General features: G+C 41.7%; 22 protein-coding genes and 1 pseudogene. 14 read left to right on the top strand and 9 right to left on the bottom strand.

Annotated elements, in window-relative coordinates; genetic code table 11:
* The first annotated feature begins 68 nt into the window (after positions 1–68).
* A complete protein-coding gene (locus ACSC9N_RS11960; RefSeq protein WP_058869176.1) occupies positions 69–1,544 on the top strand; it encodes an alanine/glycine:cation symporter family protein in 1,476 nt (491 codons plus the stop codon).
* A 53-nt stretch (positions 1,545–1,597) separates the two neighbouring features.
* Here ACSC9N_RS11960 and chrA read toward each other — a convergent pair whose 3' ends face one another.
* Positions 1,598–2,785: a chromate efflux transporter gene (gene chrA, locus ACSC9N_RS11955; RefSeq protein ID WP_058952120.1), complete on the bottom strand. Its 1,188-nt coding sequence runs from the start codon at positions 2,783–2,785 to the stop codon at positions 1,598–1,600.
* Positions 2,786–2,923: 138 nt separating this feature from the next.
* Between chrA and ACSC9N_RS11950 the strand changes: the two genes are divergently transcribed.
* Both ACSC9N_RS11950 and ACSC9N_RS11945 read left to right on the top strand, forming a co-directional pair.
* Positions 2,924–3,922, top strand: coding sequence for a patatin-like phospholipase family protein (locus ACSC9N_RS11950; RefSeq protein ID WP_058952119.1), 999 nt, complete (start codon positions 2,924–2,926; stop codon positions 3,920–3,922).
* A 309-nt stretch (positions 3,923–4,231) separates the two neighbouring features.
* The gene (locus tag ACSC9N_RS11945) at positions 4,232–4,753 is read left to right on the top strand and encodes an acyl-CoA thioesterase (protein ID WP_004694449.1); all 522 of its coding nucleotides are present in this window, start codon (positions 4,232–4,234) and stop codon (positions 4,751–4,753) included.
* A gap of 245 nt (positions 4,754–4,998) precedes the next feature.
* Here the strand turns inward: ACSC9N_RS11945 and ACSC9N_RS11940 are convergent, their stop codons facing one another.
* Positions 4,999–5,202 (bottom strand): hypothetical protein, encoded by a 204-nt coding sequence (locus tag ACSC9N_RS11940; protein ID WP_004694446.1) that lies wholly within the window; start codon positions 5,200–5,202, stop codon positions 4,999–5,001.
* Positions 5,203–5,677: 475 nt separating this feature from the next.
* Here ACSC9N_RS11940 and ACSC9N_RS11935 point away from each other — a divergent pair, with 475 nt between their 5' ends.
* From ACSC9N_RS11935 to ACSC9N_RS11920, 4 genes are all read left to right on the top strand, one after another.
* Positions 5,678–6,682 carry a CobW family GTP-binding protein gene (locus ACSC9N_RS11935; protein WP_213062760.1) on the top strand — a complete coding sequence of 335 codons (1,005 nt, stop codon included), beginning with the start codon at positions 5,678–5,680 and terminating at the stop codon, positions 6,680–6,682.
* A gap of 68 nt (positions 6,683–6,750) precedes the next feature.
* Positions 6,751–7,281: a YaeQ family protein gene (locus ACSC9N_RS11930; protein WP_004981095.1), complete on the top strand. Its 531-nt coding sequence runs from the start codon at positions 6,751–6,753 to the stop codon at positions 7,279–7,281.
* 48 nt (positions 7,282–7,329) lie between these two features.
* A complete protein-coding gene (locus ACSC9N_RS11925; RefSeq protein ID WP_058952116.1) occupies positions 7,330–7,668 on the top strand; it encodes an FKBP-type peptidyl-prolyl cis-trans isomerase in 339 nt (112 codons plus the stop codon).
* Positions 7,669–7,826: 158 nt separating this feature from the next.
* Complete coding sequence (locus tag ACSC9N_RS11920) at positions 7,827–9,674, top strand: sensor domain-containing diguanylate cyclase (RefSeq protein ID WP_395001046.1); 1,848 nt, start codon at positions 7,827–7,829, stop codon at positions 9,672–9,674.
* Between the two features lie 33 nt (positions 9,675–9,707).
* On the opposite strand, the gene ACSC9N_RS11915 is transcribed toward ACSC9N_RS11920, so the two are convergent.
* Positions 9,708–10,154: a GNAT family N-acetyltransferase gene (locus tag ACSC9N_RS11915; RefSeq protein ID WP_058952115.1), complete on the bottom strand. Its 447-nt coding sequence runs from the start codon at positions 10,152–10,154 to the stop codon at positions 9,708–9,710.
* A 337-nt stretch (positions 10,155–10,491) separates the two neighbouring features.
* On the opposite strand from ACSC9N_RS11915, the gene ACSC9N_RS11910 reads away from it, so the two are divergent.
* The gene (locus tag ACSC9N_RS11910) at positions 10,492–10,968 is read left to right on the top strand and encodes a hypothetical protein (protein ID WP_171254073.1); all 477 of its coding nucleotides are present in this window, start codon (positions 10,492–10,494) and stop codon (positions 10,966–10,968) included.
* A 9-nt stretch (positions 10,969–10,977) separates the two neighbouring features.
* Here the strand turns inward: ACSC9N_RS11910 and ACSC9N_RS11905 are convergent, their stop codons facing one another.
* The 3 genes from ACSC9N_RS11905 to ACSC9N_RS11895 all read right to left on the bottom strand — a co-directional run bounded on the left by ACSC9N_RS11905 (position 10,978) and on the right by ACSC9N_RS11895 (position 13,341).
* Positions 10,978–11,562 (bottom strand): TetR/AcrR family transcriptional regulator, encoded by a 585-nt coding sequence (locus tag ACSC9N_RS11905; RefSeq protein WP_058952114.1) that lies wholly within the window; start codon positions 11,560–11,562, stop codon positions 10,978–10,980.
* Positions 11,563–11,568: 6 nt separating this feature from the next.
* Entirely contained in the window at positions 11,569–12,477 is a 909-nt protein-coding gene (locus ACSC9N_RS11900) for an alpha/beta hydrolase family protein (RefSeq protein WP_058952529.1), read from the bottom strand.
* Positions 12,478–12,543: 66 nt separating this feature from the next.
* Positions 12,544–13,341: a crotonase/enoyl-CoA hydratase family protein gene (locus ACSC9N_RS11895; protein WP_058952113.1), complete on the bottom strand. Its 798-nt coding sequence runs from the start codon at positions 13,339–13,341 to the stop codon at positions 12,544–12,546.
* A gap of 199 nt (positions 13,342–13,540) precedes the next feature.
* Here ACSC9N_RS11895 and pnuC point away from each other — a divergent pair, with 199 nt between their 5' ends.
* The 3 genes from pnuC to ACSC9N_RS11880 all read left to right on the top strand — a co-directional run bounded on the left by pnuC (position 13,541) and on the right by ACSC9N_RS11880 (position 15,036).
* Complete coding sequence (gene pnuC / locus ACSC9N_RS11890; protein WP_058952112.1) at positions 13,541–14,116, top strand: nicotinamide riboside transporter PnuC; 576 nt, start codon at positions 13,541–13,543, stop codon at positions 14,114–14,116.
* Between the two features lie 7 nt (positions 14,117–14,123).
* Complete coding sequence (locus ACSC9N_RS11885; RefSeq protein WP_058952111.1) at positions 14,124–14,393, top strand: hypothetical protein; 270 nt, start codon at positions 14,124–14,126, stop codon at positions 14,391–14,393.
* A 133-nt stretch (positions 14,394–14,526) separates the two neighbouring features.
* The gene (locus ACSC9N_RS11880; RefSeq protein WP_058869189.1) at positions 14,527–15,036 is read left to right on the top strand and encodes a DUF2505 family protein; all 510 of its coding nucleotides are present in this window, start codon (positions 14,527–14,529) and stop codon (positions 15,034–15,036) included.
* Positions 15,037–15,103: 67 nt separating this feature from the next.
* Here ACSC9N_RS11880 and ACSC9N_RS11875 read toward each other — a convergent pair whose 3' ends face one another.
* Complete coding sequence (locus ACSC9N_RS11875; RefSeq protein WP_094148896.1) at positions 15,104–16,381, bottom strand: MFS transporter; 1,278 nt, start codon at positions 16,379–16,381, stop codon at positions 15,104–15,106.
* A gap of 214 nt (positions 16,382–16,595) precedes the next feature.
* Here ACSC9N_RS11875 and def point away from each other — a divergent pair, with 214 nt between their 5' ends.
* Positions 16,596–17,081: a peptide deformylase gene (gene def / locus ACSC9N_RS11870; RefSeq protein WP_004694417.1), complete on the top strand. Its 486-nt coding sequence runs from the start codon at positions 16,596–16,598 to the stop codon at positions 17,079–17,081.
* Between the two features lie 14 nt (positions 17,082–17,095).
* Here def and ACSC9N_RS11865 read toward each other — a convergent pair whose 3' ends face one another.
* Positions 17,096–17,878 (bottom strand): AraC family transcriptional regulator, encoded by a 783-nt coding sequence (locus ACSC9N_RS11865; RefSeq protein ID WP_058952109.1) that lies wholly within the window; start codon positions 17,876–17,878, stop codon positions 17,096–17,098.
* Between the two features lie 104 nt (positions 17,879–17,982).
* Between ACSC9N_RS11865 and ACSC9N_RS11860 the strand changes: the two genes are divergently transcribed.
* Both ACSC9N_RS11860 and ACSC9N_RS11855 read left to right on the top strand, forming a co-directional pair.
* On the top strand, positions 17,983–19,203 hold the full coding sequence (locus ACSC9N_RS11860; protein ID WP_058952108.1) for an MFS transporter: 1,221 nt from the start codon (positions 17,983–17,985) through the stop codon (positions 19,201–19,203).
* 136 nt (positions 19,204–19,339) lie between these two features.
* Complete coding sequence (locus ACSC9N_RS11855; RefSeq protein WP_058952107.1) at positions 19,340–19,810, top strand: hypothetical protein; 471 nt, start codon at positions 19,340–19,342, stop codon at positions 19,808–19,810.
* Here the strand turns inward: ACSC9N_RS11855 and ACSC9N_RS11850 are convergent.
* Positions 19,807–20,009 (bottom strand): annotated as a pseudogene (locus ACSC9N_RS11850) (amino acid transport protein). The gene ACSC9N_RS11855 and the pseudogene ACSC9N_RS11850 overlap by 4 nt on opposite strands.
* Between the last annotated feature and the right edge of the window lie 18 nt (positions 20,010–20,027).

Below are 20,027 nucleotides of genomic sequence, written 5' to 3'. Positions count from 1 at the left end.
ATGCAATTTGCTCTAGGAAACTAGGGCTTTTTTGCTTTCAGGTCTCTCACAATAATTAGGATATCGAGATGAATGATCAATTAAATGAAACATTACTCGGGTGGGTGAATACACTGAATGGACCTCTGTGGGACTTTTTGGTGATTTTCCTTGTTGCGGTCGGTTTGTTTTACACCCTAATTACAGGTGCAGTACAGGTGCGCTTATTTTTGCACAGCATCAAGGTCATGAAATCAAGCCGTAAGGAATGTGATGATGATCATGGCATTACACCTTTTCAGGCTTTTGTCACTGGGCTTGCAAGTCGTGTAGGTGTAGGTAATGTTGCGGGCGTTGCGATCGCAATTGCGATTGGTGGACCGGGTGCAGTATTTTGGATGTGGGTCACTGCATTTTTGGGAATGAGTTCGGCTTTTGTTGAGTCATCTCTCGCGCAGTTGTTCAAGGTGCGCGACCAAGAAAATAAACAGTTCCGTGGTGGACCTGCCTACTATATTACCCAAGGCCTGAAACAAAAATGGTTGGGTGTAGTCTTTGCTGTTGCGCTTATTTCAACCTATGGTTTTGTGTTTAACGCAGTACAAGCCAATGCAATTACGGGTGCAACAGCACATGCATGGGGATGGGATAAAGCCAATCTGGCATTTGAACTCGGCGGCATTCATATTGTGGTGTCTTGGGTTGGACTAGCTTTAGTCTTGCTGACCGCAATGATTATCTTTGGTGGGATCAAACGTATTGCCAAAGTGGCAGAAAGTTTTGTGCCATTGATGGCCTTGTTGTATTTGGCTGTTGCTTTATATATCGCCGTAATTAATTACGCTATTTTACCTGATATCTTCCAGCTCATTTTCTCTAAAGCTTTTGAGTTTGAAGCTGCTGCTGGTGGTTTCTTCGGTGCGATGGTTTCTATGGCAATGATGATGGGGATTAAACGTGGTTTATTCTCTAATGAAGCAGGGATGGGTTCAGCACCGAATGCGGCAGCTGCATCGGATGTAAAGCACCCTGTAAACCAAGGTTTGGTACAAATGCTCGGTGTATTTGTGGATACCTTCGTGGTGTGTTCATGTACAGCGATTATTATTTTGGCATCAGGACTTTATCATGATGCGGGCTTTGAAGGCGTAGCGCTCACCCAAATGGCTTTAGAGAGCCAAATTGGTTCTTGGGGTGATGACTTCCTTGCAACGATTTTATTCATGTTTGCCTTTTCATCAGTCATTGGTAACTATGCTTATGCTGAAGGGAATGTGCAATTTATCAATAACAATGCCAAGGTGATGTTCGTCTTCCGTATCTTTGTTTTGATTATGGTGTATCTCGGTTCAGTGATGAGTGTGCCTCTCATTTGGAACACTGCCGATTTGTTCATGGGTATCATGGCCACCATTAACTTGTTTGCTATTTTGCTGTTAACACCATTCTTATTGATGCTGTTAAAAGACTATTTGGCACAGCTGAAACAAGGTGTGAAAGAGCCAGTGTTTAAATTGGATAACCATCCTAAATTTAAAGACAAAGTGAAATCAGACATTTGGTAATTATTTAGTACATAAAAAAGCCTCTACATTGATAGGGGCTTTTTTATGGCTATTTAACCGCTAAAGTAAAAGAACAGCTGATAGAGTGCAAAACTTAAAATCAGGCTTAGCCAAATCGGGAGTTTGGTTCGAAGCATTAAAATTACAGCGATTACAAAAACTAAGTCAGTCCAATGCTTGAAATAACTTTGTCCCATTTGTATCACTAAACACAGCAGTAAACTTACCACTGCCGCATTAATCCCAATCACGGCTTTTCGTATTGCAGCTTGCTGCATAAGCCAAGACCAATAGGGCAAGGTGGCAAAGATTAAAAAGAATGAGGGCAGAAAGATTGCTAAAGTGGCTAGAACCACATTCAGCCAAACAAACGGAGTTAAAGGCAGTAAAGCACCTAAGTAACTTGCGAAACTAAATAAGGGGCCGGGCATGAGTTGAGCCAGCGCATAACCCAAGTCAAATTGTTCGGCAGATAAAATATGGCTGGAGACGAAGTCCTGATGTAAAAGTGGCAAAATAATATGCCCACCACCAAAAACCAAAGATGCTGCTTGGTAAAAACTGAACAGGCTCTGTGAGAAGAGTGAAGAAGATGAATGCAACACCATAAAAACTACAAAAGGCAAAACAAAGGCAATTAGCCAAAGATAAGTCTGCTTTGCTTGGACTTTTGATTTTAAGCTGCTGTCTTGGAGCTTTGATGTCGAATCTGATGCGAAATAAATACCGACGAGAGCAGCAACAAAGATGACGATAACTTGGCTGAATGACCATGGCACAAAGTAAAGAAACAAGGTGCTAAGTAGCATCAGCACATATTGCCAGATAGTTTTGCAGAAACTTGTCAACATTTGCCAAAAGGCCCAGACCACCACAGCAAAAACGATCAACTGAATGCTATGTAGTGTCATCGCACTGAGTTGATTGAAATACTGCTGACCCAGTACCGCGAAAGATGCCATGAGGAGCATAGACGGCAAAGTAAAACCGAGCCAAGCCGCGCACGCACCGCGGTAGCCTTGGAGTTGATAACCAATGGCAATACCCACTTGGCTGCTGGTCGGTCCTGGGAGCAATTGTGCGAGAGCAACCAACTGGGCATATTCAGCATCACTCAACCACCGAAGTTGTTGTACAAAATGTCGGTGAAAAAACACCAAATGAGCAGCAGGGCCACCAAAAGACAAGCAGCCCAATTTTAAAAAATGCAGAAAGATGCGAATGAGCTGCTGAGTGTGCATGTTGAATTATGCTGAAAAATTGAAACAGATTATAATAGAGAAATATGACGCTTTTACGAAAAACAACAGTACTTGGACTGCTGATTTTCATACACTATGCTGCTGGAAAACTTCGCTCTATCTCAACCTCGGTGAATCATGTTAAACATTAAACTTAGCCTTATGTCGTTTACATTGCTCGCTTTAGCAGGCTGTCAAAGCATGCCCAAAGTGGCTCAAGAAACGCCAAATCAGGCTTTTTCAGCCGAAACTGAGTCAGGGGAAGCCCAAGAGCGACTCAACCAGATTAACTTTAAACAGCTCAAAAAAGAACAAAACCGCCCAATCATTGCTTTGGTATTGGGGAGTGGTGGTGCACGTGGTTATGCACATATTGGCGCAATTCAAGTTTTAGAGCAGTCGGGGATTCGTCCCGACTTTATCGTGGGAACCAGTGCCGGTAGTATCGTCGGTTCACTGTATGCTAGCGGTAAAAATGCCAATCAAATTCGTGATATTGCGCTGAATATGAAAGCCAATGATGTGCGCGATATCCGTTTGGACATGAAAGGTTTCTTTGATGGTCAAAAAGTTGAAGACTATGTCAATGAGCAAGTAAGCGATGTTCCACTACAGCGCTTACCTATCCCGATGTATGTGGTGGCCACGCAGTTAAAAGAGGGTAAAAAAGTCGTCTTTAACTATGGCAATACTGGTCAAGCAGTTCGAGCATCGGTATCGATCCCGAGTATGTTTATTCCAACCAAAATTGGTGCCGATGAATATGTAGATGGTGGTTTAGTCAGCCCCGTACCTGTTGATGTGGCACGCAAGTTAGGGGCAGATATTATTATTGCGGTCGATATCTTGGCACAGCCGATGTATACCGAAACCTCAAATATTTGGGGGCTGTTTAACCAAAATATCAATATCATGCAAAAGAACCTTGCACAAATTGAGTTGAAAAATGCCGATATTGTGATTCAGCCAGACTTGCGTGAGAAAGTACATATTTTTGATGTGAGTGGACGTGAGTTGACCATGCAAGCTGGGGTCGATGCAACCGTTGCGCAGTTAGGACAGATTCAAAAAGTTTTTGCGCAGAAAAATTATAAGCAAAAATTGAATATTCAAAGTATTCAAGCACGAACGCATTGATCACGCGTGATTTCAAAATAAAAGCCTGAATGGACTGGACTAGCATGTGTTTCTATAACTAGAAATACATGCTAATGAGGCTCAAAGCCATTTATGTGCTGCGAAAATATCACAGCGACAATGTTTTTGAATAAATTAAAATTTAAAGAAGGCCTATAGATTCAAAAGCTTAGTCTTCTTTATATATATTTTTTTGAATGATACTTAAATCACTATAAATAATAATGATGGTTTTGTTACCAAATTTAGCGTTCAAAACCGATATAATAAATGTCACATATCCTATTATCTTACCAATTAGAGAACGCGATGTCCCCATTAGATCAAATTGCTGCGGCTGCGGATGACCAGTCTGAACTCACTATGTCGGTCTTAATGACACCTGATATGGCGAATTTTTCAGGAAATGTGCATGGTGGCACCATTTTGAAACTGTTAGACCAAGTGGCATATGCGTGTGCAAGTCGTTTTTCAGGAAGTTATGTGGTGACCTTATCTGTTGATAAAGTTAATTTTAAAGAGCCGATTCATGTGGGCGAGTTAGTAACTTTCTTGGCAAGCGTGAACCATGTCGGTCGTACTTCGATGGAAATTGGTATTCGTGTTGAAGCACAAAATATTCAAAAGCGTACAGTACGCCATACCAATAGTTGTTACTTCACCATGGTCGCGGTAGATGAAAATGGTAAGCCAAAACAAATTCCTGCGTTGAATTTGGACAATGACTGGAAGCGTTGCCGTTTTGAAGCGGCAGAACAACGTAAGGTCGCGCGTTTACAAGAGAACCATCATCCTTCGTGCAGTATTTATAAAAAAGCCTCACATAGTTAAGTTTAAAAAAAAAGATCTCCTACATAGGGGATCTTTTTTTATGTCTAACGTTGATGTTTTGAATAGAAGCTCATATGGGAAAACTACGCAAATTTGGCTTTTTGCACCTGTTGATCTCAAACTTCTAAAGTCTATGCGCATAAATAAAAAGAAACCAAGACAGGATATATCTTGGTTTCAAGTGACGCTAAAAAGTTGTTGCGATCCAGCAGGAGAGTAAGCCACCGGATCTCTCAACATTTCAATTATTTAGCAGCTTTTTCTTGATTCGGTTGTTCTGCTGATGCTTCCGAAGCAGGTGCATTTGCACTTAAGTCTGTAGTTTCAGCTGTTTCTTGGGTTGATACTACAACTTTGTCTTCTTGAGCTGGCGCTTGTTGAGGTGCAGCAAAAGTTGCAAAGCTCGCAGCTGTTAAAGATGTTGCAATAATTAAGTGAGAAAGTTTCATGGTTTTGGCATCCTTATATTTTATAGATAAAAATAGTTCAGACTGATCATCACATCAATTTGAACTGAGCTTCATCCTATAGCCTGAATATCTACGGTTCAATCGAAGCAACAATGTGAAAAGTACACATTACCTAAAACTACAGATGATGAAAAAATGGTGAGCTTTAAGTAACAAGTAGAAGCTTTTTGTGAATAGATTGAGAGGAAATGAAGAATTAATGATCAATTTAAATGTTTGAAAAGTCACATAAACTGTACAAAACATGCGAATTAAGTGCGGAAGCTTAATTTTGGTCCTGAGTAAAATGTAAGGAAGTTTGTCTAATACGGGTATCGATGAATGAAATGTCAGTCAATTGAATGCTGAGTGTTCGATGCCATGGATTTGAGATGAGAAAATTGGTTATTTAAATTAAGATGATGGCTTATTTTATTGTGCTGTTTTTATCATATTCCATGCTAGGTATAAAATTTTGAAACTGATATCGATGCCGCAGGCGGTTCATACGCATATTATTTCGGGCTTTCTTGGTGCAGGTAAAACCACTTTGCTCATGCATTTGTTAGGTCAGAAACCTGAACATGAAGTTTGGGCGGTACTGATGAATGAGTTTGGGCAAATTGGCGTAGATCAACGGCTCATGCCACAAACAGAAGGCTATGCGGTGAAAGAATTACTCGGTGGTTGTTTATGTTGTAGCAGCCAACTACCGATGCAAATTGCACTGTCTCGGTTGCTCTCAGAACAAAAGCCTGATCGGCTGTTTATTGAACCCACAGGCTTGGGACATCCAGCACAGTTACTAGAGCAACTGACCGAGCCACATTGGCACTCGACCCTGCACATGCGTGCGCCGATCACGGTGCTGGATGGTTCGCGTTTACATGATCATGCATGGACAGCACAAAATCTCTATCAGGATCAATTAAAAGCGGCGCAGATTGTGGTGGTTTCGCATCAAGCTCAAATGCAAAAAGCAGATCAAGATGCTCTTGAAAAACTGCAAACTGAATATCAGCCTTATGCTCAGCAGTGGTTGATGGCAGAGCAGGGCAAGATTGAGCTTGCGCAAATCGATTTTGAGTACATCGGAACAAAACGACTAAAGCAACCTTTACTGAACATTCAGCAACAGTTGAAAGCGACTCAACAAGATTTTCCCGAGATTAAACAGTTGCCGTATCACTATGTAGAAACGGCGCAAGGTTATAGTGTTGCAGGTTGGAAAATGCCGAAGCGTTGGGTTTTTGACTTTTACGATTTATTAGATTTGCTTTGTGAACAGCAAGATTGGCGACGGATTAAAGGAATTTTCCATACCAATCAGGGATGGAAGGCATTTAATTTCAATCCTGAACAATTTAACTATCAAGATGTGGAAGAAGGGATTGATAATCGAGTTGAATTGATTGTTCAAAATGAAAGAGATTGGATGGATTTTGAAAGCGCACTTTTTGAATGTCGCATAGAGCAATGACTTAAATTGTTTTAAGCAAAAAAAGCCGAAATCTTATATGCTAGTCGGCAAATTTGAGGATGGTATGTATGGCGCTTAAAGCTACAATTTATAAGGCAGATTTGAATATTGCCAATATGGATGTCCACCAATATGGGGACTATCAACTGACTTTGGCATTGCATCCTTCAGAAACCATTGAGCGTTTGATGGTGCGTTTGTTGGCATTTGCACGTTTTGCGGATGAAGCTTTAGAGTTTACCAAAGATTTATTTGAAACCAATGAACCTGCGCTGTGGGAAAAAGACCTCACGGGTCAGTTGGTGAAATGGATTGAAGTGGGCAGCCCAGACGAAGATAAAGTGAAAAAAGCCAGTGCACGTTGTAAGCAAGTGGCGATTGTCACTTATGGTACAGCGGTCGATGAATGGTATAAGCGTAACAGTAAGTTGAAGACATTGAACAATGTAGAAATCTGGCAATTGTCGACTGCAAGTACTGAAGCGGTTCAAGCTCTGTGTGAGCGGACCATGCAACTTCAGTTGAATGTAATGGATGGTGAGTGGACCTTAATTGGTGACCATGCTCAAGCCATTATTGAGTGGACGCAATTGCAATAAGCATGCAGTTTAACTAGATTTATTGATTGAACAGGTTGGAGCGAGAACATGAGCGCAGAATTAGAAATTATTGATTTAATTGTCGGTGAAGGTAAAGAAGCGGTTAAAGGTGCTTTAATCACCACGCATTATACGGGCTGGTTAGAAGATGGAACGAAGTTTGACTCATCTTTAGACCGTGGAAATTACTTTGAAACCGTGATTGGGACAGGCCGTGTCATTAAAGGTTGGGACCAAGGTATTATGGGCATGAAAGTGGGCGGTAAACGTAAACTCATCGTGCCATCACATTTGGCTTATGGTGAGCGTAAAATGGGTAATATTATTCCTGCCAATTCAAATTTGATTTTTGAAATTGAGTTGTATGATGTAAAAACACGTGATTAATCAAAAATATTGATAAATAAAAGAGTCAATTACAAGGATGTATTTGATTCATTTGTAAAAACACTTGGTTTTTAAGAAAAACATTTGTAGATTAATTATTAGGCAGAGCGTATTTAAGGGAAGAGTCGCTTTTGTATAGCTCATTGAGCAAACGGTCTTTGTTTGGGTTTGTTTTAAGCTGTTTGCTGGTTTTAAGTTTGATACCTTCGACGTGGGCACAATATGAAGCTGAGCCCACGCAGTATTATTTGCATCAAAAAAATGTCAATGACATTCAATTCACCGAACAAACCACCAGTTATTTAAAAGGTACATGGTCTTATTATGACCAAGAGCTGATTTCTCAGCCTAATCGTAAACTCCCTTCTAAAACTACCGAATTGCCAATTTCATTTCAAGAACTTACAGGCAGTAATACGGGTTATGGGACTTTTGTCGGTCATTTCAAAATTCCGGATGAATTTATTGGTCGAAGGCTAGCCATTCATATCCCCAATCAAAATTGTGCTTATCGGGTTTATCTCAATGGCGATTTTTTAGTTCGTTTAGGGGATGTCGCGGATAATGCGGGAGCACAGCAAACAGAAAATGCACCGCGGATTGCTTATTTTGTCCCTGACAGCCCCTATTTTACTTTAAGTATACAAGCCTCAAACTTTAACAATTTACGCGGCGGCCTTGAAAGCCCCATGCATATTGGCATTGCTAAAACGATTAATCGACATTATCAGCAACTGATGATGAGTATCGCCATGATCTGTGGCGTGGTGTTTGGTGTAGGAATGTTCACCACCATGTTCTCGATGTTCCGTGGTTCAGATGAACGGAATAGTAAAAGTATTTTTGTTTTTGGTATTTTTATTTTATTTCTTGCCTTACATAATCTTTTTACTGCGCCATATGCTTATACGACCTTCCTAGATATCAACTGGTTGTGGGGCATACGTTTAGAATATTTATTTATCTATTTAGCGGTCATGTTTTTTTTGAGCTATATGTATTTGCTCAATCAGTACTATTTACAGCGTTGGATTTATACCGTTTCCATTTTAGTTTTGACCTTGAATATCGTCATTACCTTGTTATCCGAGCAAGTTGTTTTTGAGCAGCTGGCTTTTTATAGCGCATTTTTCAGTATTGTTATTTTGCTTAATTTTGCCTATGGTTTTTACCTTACTTTAAAGACCAAACAAAAATATTCGAAAATCAATTTATACGCCGTGGTATTGCTGTGTATATCGGTCATTCATGACTTTTTACTAACGCTACATGTGATTGATTCTATTCATCTATCTTTTATCTCTACCAGTCTGTATGCACTTTTGGTGATGTTCCGACAATCACGTAACTATGCTTATCAGACTTACCATACCGAACGTTTAAATAATAATTTAATTGAATTGAATGATTCTTTAGAGCAAAAAGTGCAACAGCGCACCTCTCAATTACATGACTTAAATGAAAAACTCGAATATCAAATTCAAATTGATGCCTTAACAGGCGCCTATAATCGGCGTGCATTGAATCAGGAAATTCAGCAGCGCTTTATTGAAACACAACAAAATAGTCATGCAACTTTGGTTTTTGCCATGATGGATGTCGATTATTTCAAAAATTATAATGATTTCTATGGGCACCTAAAGGGCGATGAAGTTCTGCAAAATCTGGTCAAAGTGATTGGTGCAGTACTGCCACATAATGCCTACTTAGCACGCTATGGTGGGGAAGAGTTTGCCATTGTTTTATATAATGTCCCAATTGCGATTATTAGTCAGATTATGCAAACCGTTTTAGATGCAGTGCGTAGTGCGCGCTTTGAGCATCATAACCGCCTAGATGGCAAAGATTATGTGACTTTGAGTATGGGGGTGTCGTGGATGGATCATGAAACGATTTATGCCAATATTCATGACCTTATGAAAGCGGCCGATTTAAAACTGTATCAAGCCAAAGAAGCGGGCCGTGATCAGATGAAAATGCCCAATGAATCCTATGAAAATAAGTGATTTTTAGGTGAGTCATGCTTCGGTCAATCTCCCTTAGGACAAGAGTTTAACCATAGCCACCATTTTGGGATTTGGGATGTCTTGAGCGTGGATTTGAAAGCCATGTTTTTGATAAAAAGAGCATGCTGTTTGGGTGCTTTCTAAACTCATTTGACGAATTTTTTTACGTTTAAGATGTTCAATAACGGTTTCTAATAAGGCTTTCCCAATGCCGCGCTGTTGTTCAGCGGATGAAATATAATTGAGTAAAATACGACCTTGATCACTGACCATAATAAACCCCACTACGTGCTGATTGAGTACATAGACCCAGCTGTCGTTATAGTGCATCCACATAATCAGGTTGGATTGGGTTTTATTTTCTAGCCAAATTTGAATCGTACTTTCATGGCGATGGTGGTCTTTGATACATGATCGAATACTGTCGTGCACGACATTTAAAATTTCAGGAATGTCCTGAAGTTGGGCTGCCCGTATCATCTTTTCTTCTTAGAGCTATAGAAACAGCTATTTCATGCTAGCGACTGTATTTATTAAATTGAATTACTGTTAGTACGGATGTAACTTTGTTGTTCAATCGCATTAAGTTAATTATTTTTTATAGTGATTTTGTGAGTGAAAAATCACATATCGTGATACCTTTCACATTCGTGCGAATATGTGTTGAATCACCAGAATTGGTCTGAGAATCAACACCCAATTACAAGTCATCGAATTGAGCATTTGAGTTCATACGTAGTCTGTTTTAATTAATTTGGTGTTTATTTGAGCGATAATGCTGTATTTTAAAAGGGAATATTTGTTACGAGAGCAGAGCATGGCGACATTTTTACTGATGATTTGCATACTCATTGCTTTGGTTGCGGCATCTATTATTGTAATCAAAATTCAAAAAAAGCACCGCTTTCTGAAGCGACAAAAAAAAGCGGTTGAATCTAAAGCAGCATCTGTGCAAATGGCAACGCATACCAATAGAGCACCTCAGGTTGAGCGTGTTATTGAAGTTGATGCTTATGAACAAGAACTGTTCGATGACGTGGCGACTCTATTTCTAGATCAAGCGATATTGCTCACGGCTGAAGAAGATGCAACGCTGATGCAAAGTACCTTATTGGTCAAAATGCCTGCGAAAACCCAGACGCAAATCCGCAAAATGGATTTAAATGAATGGTCTATTTTTTGGAGCTTCTATGATCAGTCGCTTGAATACTATGTAAGTCGTTATGGCATGTTTTATACGCATATCGACCGCAGTGGACGCGAGCATAAAAAAAGCCATCGTACTCGTGATTGATCTCCTCGCTTAAGCCTCCGCAGCTTCCATCACAGCCATGGATAACTGTTTAAGAATTCGTTCTGCAACATGACTTAGATAGAAGTCATCCTGTTTTAAGCGTGTCATTAAGATTGCCCCCTCATAATCGGCAACACTGATTTTAGCCAGTGCCTCAGCTTGAGCAATAGGCATGACCTGCTGAAAGTAGTGGAACAACGCCAACTCCCAATCTTGGAAAATTGATTGAATTTTGAGATGAATTTGTTCGGATAAATGTGGGACTTCCAAAGACAGCATCCCGACTAAACAGCCTTGAACACCCATACTAAAAAAGCTGACAGCTTGCTGGTGCAAGTGTTCAAAGCGAACGCAATAATCTAAGTGCGTATCACACAAAATACTGAACAGTTTATGGTTTAAGTATTGCTGGCTGACTTGCAAAATATCTAAAACCAAAGCTTCTTTATTGGGATAATAATAATAAAATGCTGCTTTACTGAGCCCACAAGACTTTGCTAGTAAATCCATACTGGTGCCTGCATAACCATGGGTTTTAAAGGTTTGCATGCAATGCAACTGGATTTGTTCTTTACTCAGTTTTTGTGGGCGCATAGAGTTTTAACGTTCCGTAATGGTTGGTAATGATAAATAGCCATTGAAAGTGTTCAGCATATCTTCCCAGATGGCTTCGGCCCCTTGGCGGAAATATCCCATGTGCCCAATTTCTTTCAAGCCATAGTCATTGGCTTCAATATTGAGATAATGCATGTTCGCATGCCGATAATGCTGCATAAATGCATGCCTTGAGTTCGGTAAAGCCCAGTCATCATCCAGTGCTGAAACAGCATAGATTGGAGTTTTGACCTGTGCATACTGTTCCAGTAAGTGTTGCTGCTCTGGATCTGCAAAAAAGTAGGTCGGATTTTTACACCATTTTCGCCACTGTGTGTAGACATCCACAGGTAAATCGGTACCCATTTTAAGCAGGCTCCAAGGCAGATAGCCCTTTAGTGCAACCATCGGCGGGAAAATAATATTCCACATGACGTGCACTTTCATTTTTTCCCGAAACGGCATATAGCCATGCCAACCCGCACCCGTGCCAAAGCAATACATCGCAGTGACTTGGTCATGGTTGTGGGTTAAACCGAGTGCTTGGCCTCCATAAGAGTGTCCAACCACAAAAATAGGTTTGTCATCTTTGCGGATAGAGTCAATAGCAGCCGACAAGTCTAGCTGTCCCCAGTCCAAATAGGACATGCCGAAACCTTTGAGTTGCTTCGGTGCAGAAAGCCCCACACCACGATAATCAAAAGTTAGGACTTGATAACCTAGAGCTACTGCATACTCGGCAAAGCGGCGATAAAACTGCTGTGGTACACCTGTTGCACTGGCAACAATAATGTTGGCTTTGATCGGCTCAGATGAACGATAACGTGTACCAACGAGTACATAACCATCGGTTGCTGAAAATTTTACAGTTTGTTTCTCAATTTGGGTCGAATCTAAATGGGCGGTGGCTTGCATCATCGTTTCTTCTTTTTGTTAAATACTAAAGTCGGTTCCAGACTTTTAAGTTTTATTGCCCTTGCTTTACTGTCCCTTAAACTGAGCAGGGCGGCGTTGTAGCATTGCCATGACACCTTCTTGGACATCTTGGGTTTTGAGTAGTGGGCTGAGGTGCTCTTGTAAATGTGCAAAGGCATAGTCTGCGCCGTGCTGTACGGCTTGTTGTGCAGAAGCCAGTGTAGCTTGAACGGCGAGTGGTGCTGCTTGTGCAATCGATTCTGCAAGGGCCAATGCTCGCTCTAATGTAGTGTTTGGCGAGGACGTTTCTACGACCTCGGTAATTAAATTAAGATCGAGAGCTACTTGCGCATTGAAGCTGTCACCTGTGAGTAGATAGCGCATGGCTTTGTTCCAACCTGCGGCTTGTACAAAGCGAACCGTTGCACCGCCAAAAGGTAAAATGCCGCGTTGCACTTCCATTTGGGCAAATTGTGTATTGGCATCCGCAATCACCACATCGGCATTGAGCATCAGTTCAATTCCAGCGGTGAAGCAAAAGCCTTGGACTGCCACAACCACGGGTTTGGTGCGGGGTCTGGAGTTGGTGCCCCAAGGGTTAATTTGTGACACGGGAAAGTCGAAAACGCCTGCAGTGAGTTTGGGTTGCAACTCAACCAAATCAAGCCCAGCAGTAAAGTGTTCTCCGTGCGCAAAAATTACAGCACAGCGCAGTGAAGGATCATCCTCATATTCGGTAAGGGCCAGTGATAAGTCATGAATCATATGACTATCAAAAGCATTACGCTTGGCTGCGCGGTCTAAACCAATTAAAAATAACGAACCGCGAACTTCGCGACTGACACGACCTTGTTGTTCTGACATTTTGATTATTCCTGCATCGTTTTATAAGTTTTTAAACGATTGTTAGAAAACTGTCAAAACTTATGCGTATGCATTCTGTGACTCGACAGTTTGCTCAGATTCCCCGAAAAAAGAGCGGCGTTTAGATTGAGCCGAATTGTCTTGCCTTTATTGAGTTTTTTTTCATAATAGCAGCACTTCTTTGAATACCAGTTGAACCATGTCTAGCCTTGAAATATTTGCAGTCATCATTAGCTTAATCGGGGTGACGTTGACCATTAAGCGCAATATGTGGTGTTGGTGGTTTAACTTCGCTGCTTTCTTCTTATATGGCTATTTGTTTTATACCTATAAGCTATATGGCGAAACCATTTTGCAGTTTTTCTTTGTAGTGGTGAACTTTTACGGTTTTTATCACTGGCTCAAAGGTAAACAACAAGATCATGATATTCGGATTGAACCGATTACAGCTCGGCAAGTGATTTTGCAAATACTGCTTGCCGCTGCGGCTGGTGCAGTATTTGGTTTGAGCTTAAAGTATTTGACCGATGCAGCTGTACCGCTATTGGATGCGCAGCTCGCAGCGTTTAGTCTGTTGGCGACTTATTGGACCAGTCGTAAACATATTGCGACATGGGTGCTGTGGGTATTTGTCGATATTGTTTATGTCGGTATGTTTATCTATAAAGATTTGTTCCTAACCGCGGCTTTATATGCAGGCTTTGTTGGCTTGGCGGCTTTTGGCTGGTGGCAATGGACTCAGGTACGACATAAACAACAGCTAAAAAGTGTATAGGCTGGGTATGTTGATTGATTTTAAACACGCACAATTGGCTCAATTTGAGTCGGTCATTGAGCGGTTAAAGGGAAGTCCACAGCAATATTTGGACTTTGCTTCGGTTGCGGATTTTTATCAGGCCACTTGGCTGGATGACTTACCCAGCAGTGCAAGTTGGGCGGTTACAGGACTGGATGATGGGGCCGAGCATTTTGATATTCGCTTGGCCTGTTTTGAGCGCGTGGTTTTTATTCATATTGCAGATGATATTGTCATACAGAATGGCGCACATTGAAATCTAGATCACGGTATAGTCGGTGCTGGAACATCGTCTATATTTGACCTTTCTACAGGATGACGAGATCCAGTTTTCAGTCCTGATCAGGGCATGGATGTTTACAAAAACAAAAAATAAAGGATTTAATATTATGGCACATCAGTTTGTAGTCAATGCCACCATCAAAGGTGTTTCATTGGATGACTTCCGTCGACTCGCAGCCGATATTAGCTTACATGAAAATGTTTGTCGTCGTATTCCCGGTGAGAAGTTGGAAATTTTGGAGTCGAATAAAGTCGGCGATATTTATACCCTCAAGCGCGCGTATAATTTGGATGTCAATATTCCTGATATTGCGAAGAAATTTCTAAAAGATGCCTTTCGCTTACAACGTACCGACGTCAGCAATTTAGTTGTATTGAGCTCGGAAGTCCGTTTAGACCCCAACTTACCTTTAGAAGCCGTGTGCCAACGTAGTGTATCGGGTAATGATGAGCAGATTCACTTTCAACTGGAATGGACGGTAAAAGTGAAAGTGCCATTAATTGGCGGTATGTTAGAAAAACATGCTGAAGGTGAAATCCGTAAGTTTAGCCAAATCGAGCTGGATATTGTGGAAGATGAACTGCGTCAAAATCTGCATGCAGAAACTTTAAGCTAAAGGCTTTGACCTCATGTTTTCAAAGTAGCTTGCATAAAAAGAAACCCTTCGATTGAAGGGTTTCTTTTTATGGCTTGGTTTCAAACTGAGTTCGATAAACCAAAGCTGTGAAGAAGCAAACCAAACAGACCAGCCAAATATAATACATCGCGCCAATGTTGCTATAGAGACTGAGCCATTGAACCAAAGGCAGTGTGATGCCTCCTGCAATGGCATAGGCGACATTGTAGGAAAACGAAATGCCCGAAAAGCGGATCGGAGCAGGGAACATTTTGACCATGCTATAGGACACAAGCCCTACCGTGCCTGAAAAGAATCCCAAAAGCATATACAGTGCAAACACAGTAGTTGGACTGACCGCACCTAAACTGTGATAGAAAATGGTTGCGATAGCGGCGACACCGAGCGAGCCAAAAATCAAGACCTTGGCTGCACCAAAACGATCAGCCAATATTCCAGCGAGTATGCATCCCAGCATTTGCATGATGATCGCAGCACTTTGCATTTGAAAAGCATCGCTACGTTCAAATCCAAAGGCACCTGTCAGTAAGTTTGGCATGGCTAAAATCAGTACCACCACACAAGCAGTTAAGAACCAAGTCAAGAGCATACCAATCACCACGGCGGTTTTATGACGGGCTAAGACTTGTTTCACCGGCATTTCTTTAGAAAGCTCTTTACGTGCTTGCATGGCTTTGAATACTGGGGTTTCTTTCAAATAACTGCGTAAATACAAGGCCACTAAGCCAAAAATACCGCCCACAATAAAGGGAATGCGCCATGCCCAATCATGTATAGCTGCTTCACTAAACTGAAGAGAAATGAATAGTGACATTAAAGCACCGAGCAAGATGCCGAGTGACAAACCAGCCGTAAGTAAGCCATTGGCAAAACCAATTTTTTCAGAGGGGACATGCTCAGAAACAAAGGTCCAAGCCGCTGGAATTTCTCCACCAATTGCAATGCCTTGTATTACCCGCATAAGGAGCAAAAGCAGCGGCGCAGCATAACCGATCGTTTCAAAGGTCGGCATAACCCCGATCATGAGGGTAGGTAAAGCCATGAGCAAAATAGACAAACTAAAGAGTCGCTTACGACCAATGAGGTCGCCAAAGTGCGCCATGACTACACCGCCAAGTGGACGGAAGAAGTAACCTGCGGCAAAAATACCATAAGTATTCAGCATGGCCCAAAACGGACTGAGCCCTGCGGGAAAGAACAACTCAGAAATAATTTTGGCGTAAAAAACATAAATAACAAAGTCATAGAACTCAAGTGCACCACCGAGTGATGACAGCCCAAGGGTACGTTTGTCTTCTCTGGTCAAACGTGGTGTTGCATCCATGCGTATATTTCCAAAGCTGAATAAAGGTTTATATTTGATTTTAAAGAAGTCTTTTTTGAATGAATAATCAATCTTTCTTTACTGGGGCTGAACTAAAAATTATACATGAATCAATATCGTTGATTTGACAGTCAACGTAAATATATAACGCAGGCGAGATAAAAAGCTTATGATATAAAAAAGAATAAATAGGTATAAAAATGAGGATTTGTGTATGAGTGTGATTTTACCTGTTGCACAACGTGGTGAAGATATTTTAAGACTCAAAGCTGCTCGCGTCGCAGATGCAGAATTTAATAGTGACTGGCTCATGCAGTTGGCTTCTGCCATGATTGCGACCATGTTAGAGCGGAGCGGTGTAGGCATTGCTGCACCACAAGTCTATATTTCAAAGCGGGTCATTATTGTGGCTTCACGGCCAAATTTACGCTATCCCGATGCACCTGAAATGGACGCCGTGGTGATGGTCAATCCTGAAATTTTAGAGTTTTCGCAAGCAACGACCTTAGGTGAAGAAGGCTGTTTAAGTGTGCCGAATGAACGCGGTCAGGTACAGCGTGCGCAAAGTATTAAGGTGCTGTATCACACTTTGACAGGTGAGGTAATGGAAAGCACTTTTGAAGGTTTTCCTGCACGAATAGTGCAGCATGAAATCGATCATCTCAATGGTATTTTATTTGTCGATCGTCTGAGTGCTTAGGTGCGAGTATCGTTCTATTCATCTTTATATTTAAACTGTTGCGGGGTCTGTCCTAAATGACGTTTAAACATGGTACTAAATGCACTCGGATTGCTATAACCAAGAGATCTTGCAATCTGCGCGACAGATTCACCATTGGCAATTTTACTTAAGGCATGGGCAATATGCATTTGCTGAACCCATGCGCGATAAGACAGCCCCGTTTCCTTTTGGAACATGCGCATCAAGGTTCTGGAACTGGTGCCAATTTCATCTGCCCATGTGCTTAAATCTTTTAACTGATCGGGCGTACTTAACAGCGCTTGGCAAATATTCATTAAGCGTCGATCTTGCGGCCATGGAATCTGAATCGGCAACAGATTGGCTTTATGAATTTCATCAAAAATTAAAATTTGTAAAGATCGTGACAGTTCATCAGAGCTGATCAGTTCGGAGGGTGGAATGTGTTCAATCGCATTGAGCCGAATGAGCAGTTCATGCAATAACTTACTGACCCGAATAATAAAACAATGTTGCCCCAGCAGTGCAGCTGCATCGGCTTGAACCAATGCGGTATTGAGCTTAACTCGACTTAATGAAATCACACTGTGTTCAACATGGGTCGGAATCCATAGTGCGCACATCGGCGGCACGATCCAAACGTGGTTTGGGGTGAACACTTGAATCATCCCTGTCGAAGCATACAGAAACTGTGCCCGCGAATGGGTATGCGCAGGGGTAATCTCTCGATAGGTATGCTCAGAAGAAAGCCCAATCACCAATTCGGACATTTCGGTTTGAATCAGAGAGTTTGGCATGTGTAGTTTAAAATTGTCAGTTATACAATGATTATTGGAAGATAGTCTTATGAATGACATTTTACAATCAATGCCTGATGAAAAATACATGGAGTTTGCGAGGTATGTCGTCTTCAATTCAAATAAAAGAGGGTATGGGCGAAGCTACGATCAATGAGCAGCCGCAAGGCATGATCATAAAAGTGGTGGGGGCTGTGGCTATTGCACATCTGCTCAATGACTTGATTCAAGCTGTTTTGCCAGCCATTTACCCGATGCTGAAAACCAATTTCTCGCTCAGCTTTGCACAAGTCGGACTGATTTCATTGGTGTATCAAATTACGGCATCGCTACTGCAACCTTGGATTGGACTCTATACCGATAAACATCCGAAACCTTATCTGCTCCCACTCGGTATGGTGGTGACTTTTAGTGGCATTTTACTGTTGGCCTTTTCACCGAATTTTATTGTACTGCTCATGGCCTCGGCATTAATTGGTGTAGGGTCTTCGACCTTTCACCCTGAAGCCTCACGTGTAGCACGTATGGCTTCGGGTGGGCGCTTTGGTACAGCACAATCGACCTTTCAGGTCGGTGGCAATACAGGTACAGCCATTGGGCCTTTATTGGCCGCGCTGATTATTGTGCCTTTCGGACAGCACGCCGTGGCATGGTTGATTGTATTTGCTTTACTTGCGATTTGGGTGTTGTTCGGTGTCAGCCGTTGGAGCATCAGTCACAGTAAAAAACAATTGGCTGCCAAAGCGCATCAAGTGCAAAGCAAACTGCATGGGCGTCAACTCGTCATCGCGCTGTCGACCATTTGCGTGTTGATGTTTGCCAAATTTACTTACATCGCCAGCATCAGTAACTATTTCACTTTTTATTTAATGCACAAGTTTCACCTCAGTTTGCAAAGTGCGCAGTTACATCTCTTTGCCTTTTTGGCTGCTGTGGCTCTGGGTACATTTGCAGGTGGGCCGATTGGAGACAGAATTGGGCGTAAAGCGGTGATTTGGGTGTCTTTTGTTGGCATGGCACCGTTTGCGTTGATGATGCCGCATGCCAATCTATTTTGGACGACTGTACTGTCGATTATCACAGGTTTAGTACTGTCCTCTGCCTTTGCAGCCATGGTGGTTTATGCACAAGAAGCCGTTCCGGGACGAGTGGGCATGATTGCAGGTTTGATGTTCGGTTTAATGTTCGGTGTGAGTGGCATCGCCGCAGCAGGTTTAGGATATTTAGCCGATGTCAAAGGCATTGAATGGGTGTTTGGTGTGTGTTCGTTATTGCCTTTACTCGGTTTGGCGACCTTCTTTTTACCGAAGACTCAAGCAAACTAACGGAATACGGCTGACCTTCAGTCTTAATCGCGCTATCTTATCAAACGAAGATGGCGCGATTGCATTTCGGCTTGATGATTATGATCGGTAATAACGGCATTGAATGTATGTACTTTGACTTTGGAGTATTGAAGCGATGACGGATCTGAATGGTGTACTCAAGTTTTCATTCGGCCTAGATCAGCTGGCATTTGAAATGGATGGACAGCATATCCAGCTAGATCAAGGTTTAAGCTTTATACAGTCAAACAGTATGCGCCATGGGTTGTTGGATGAGCTTGCGATTGAGTCGATGATTTATGTGATTGAAGAAATATTAGAATCGGTTCCCGTCCAGTATGCCCAATCCAAAAGTGCAATCAGTACGGATGCTTTATTTCAGCAAGTTTTGACTTTATTTTTCCCAAATCAGCACAGTATAAGTCGTGTACAGCTTGAAAGTGGCTTTAATGCATTTCTTGAGTGTCGGGAATATTATTTGGCGAAGGTGACCAAACAAGGGCTATTCAGTCTGGTTTACTTTATATTTCTACGCGAGATGATGCATCACTGGAATGTGGTCGACATAAAGTTCGTCGAGTCGCTTGAAACGGCTAAGTCGCTTTAAAAACGTAAACAATACGGAATGACAGACAGTAAAATACCAATGCTACTAAGCAAAACATTGCTTTCAATAAAATAAGGAAAAACCATTAAAACCAGACCTGCAACAAAGGGCACGGTCATTTTTTGCTTTTTCCATAGAAAAAATAGCCTAAACCAATTGAGCTAAAGATCACACCGAGGAAAAGTTGGTTTGCGTTCATGATGATGTTTCGTGCATT

Source organism: Acinetobacter sp. PC34, from assembly GCF_051789135.1.
Lineage (GTDB): Bacteria > Pseudomonadota > Gammaproteobacteria > Pseudomonadales > Moraxellaceae > Acinetobacter > Acinetobacter johnsonii.
The sequence above is the reverse complement of the archived record's forward strand: the minus strand, read 5'-3'. Positions and strand labels throughout refer to the sequence as shown.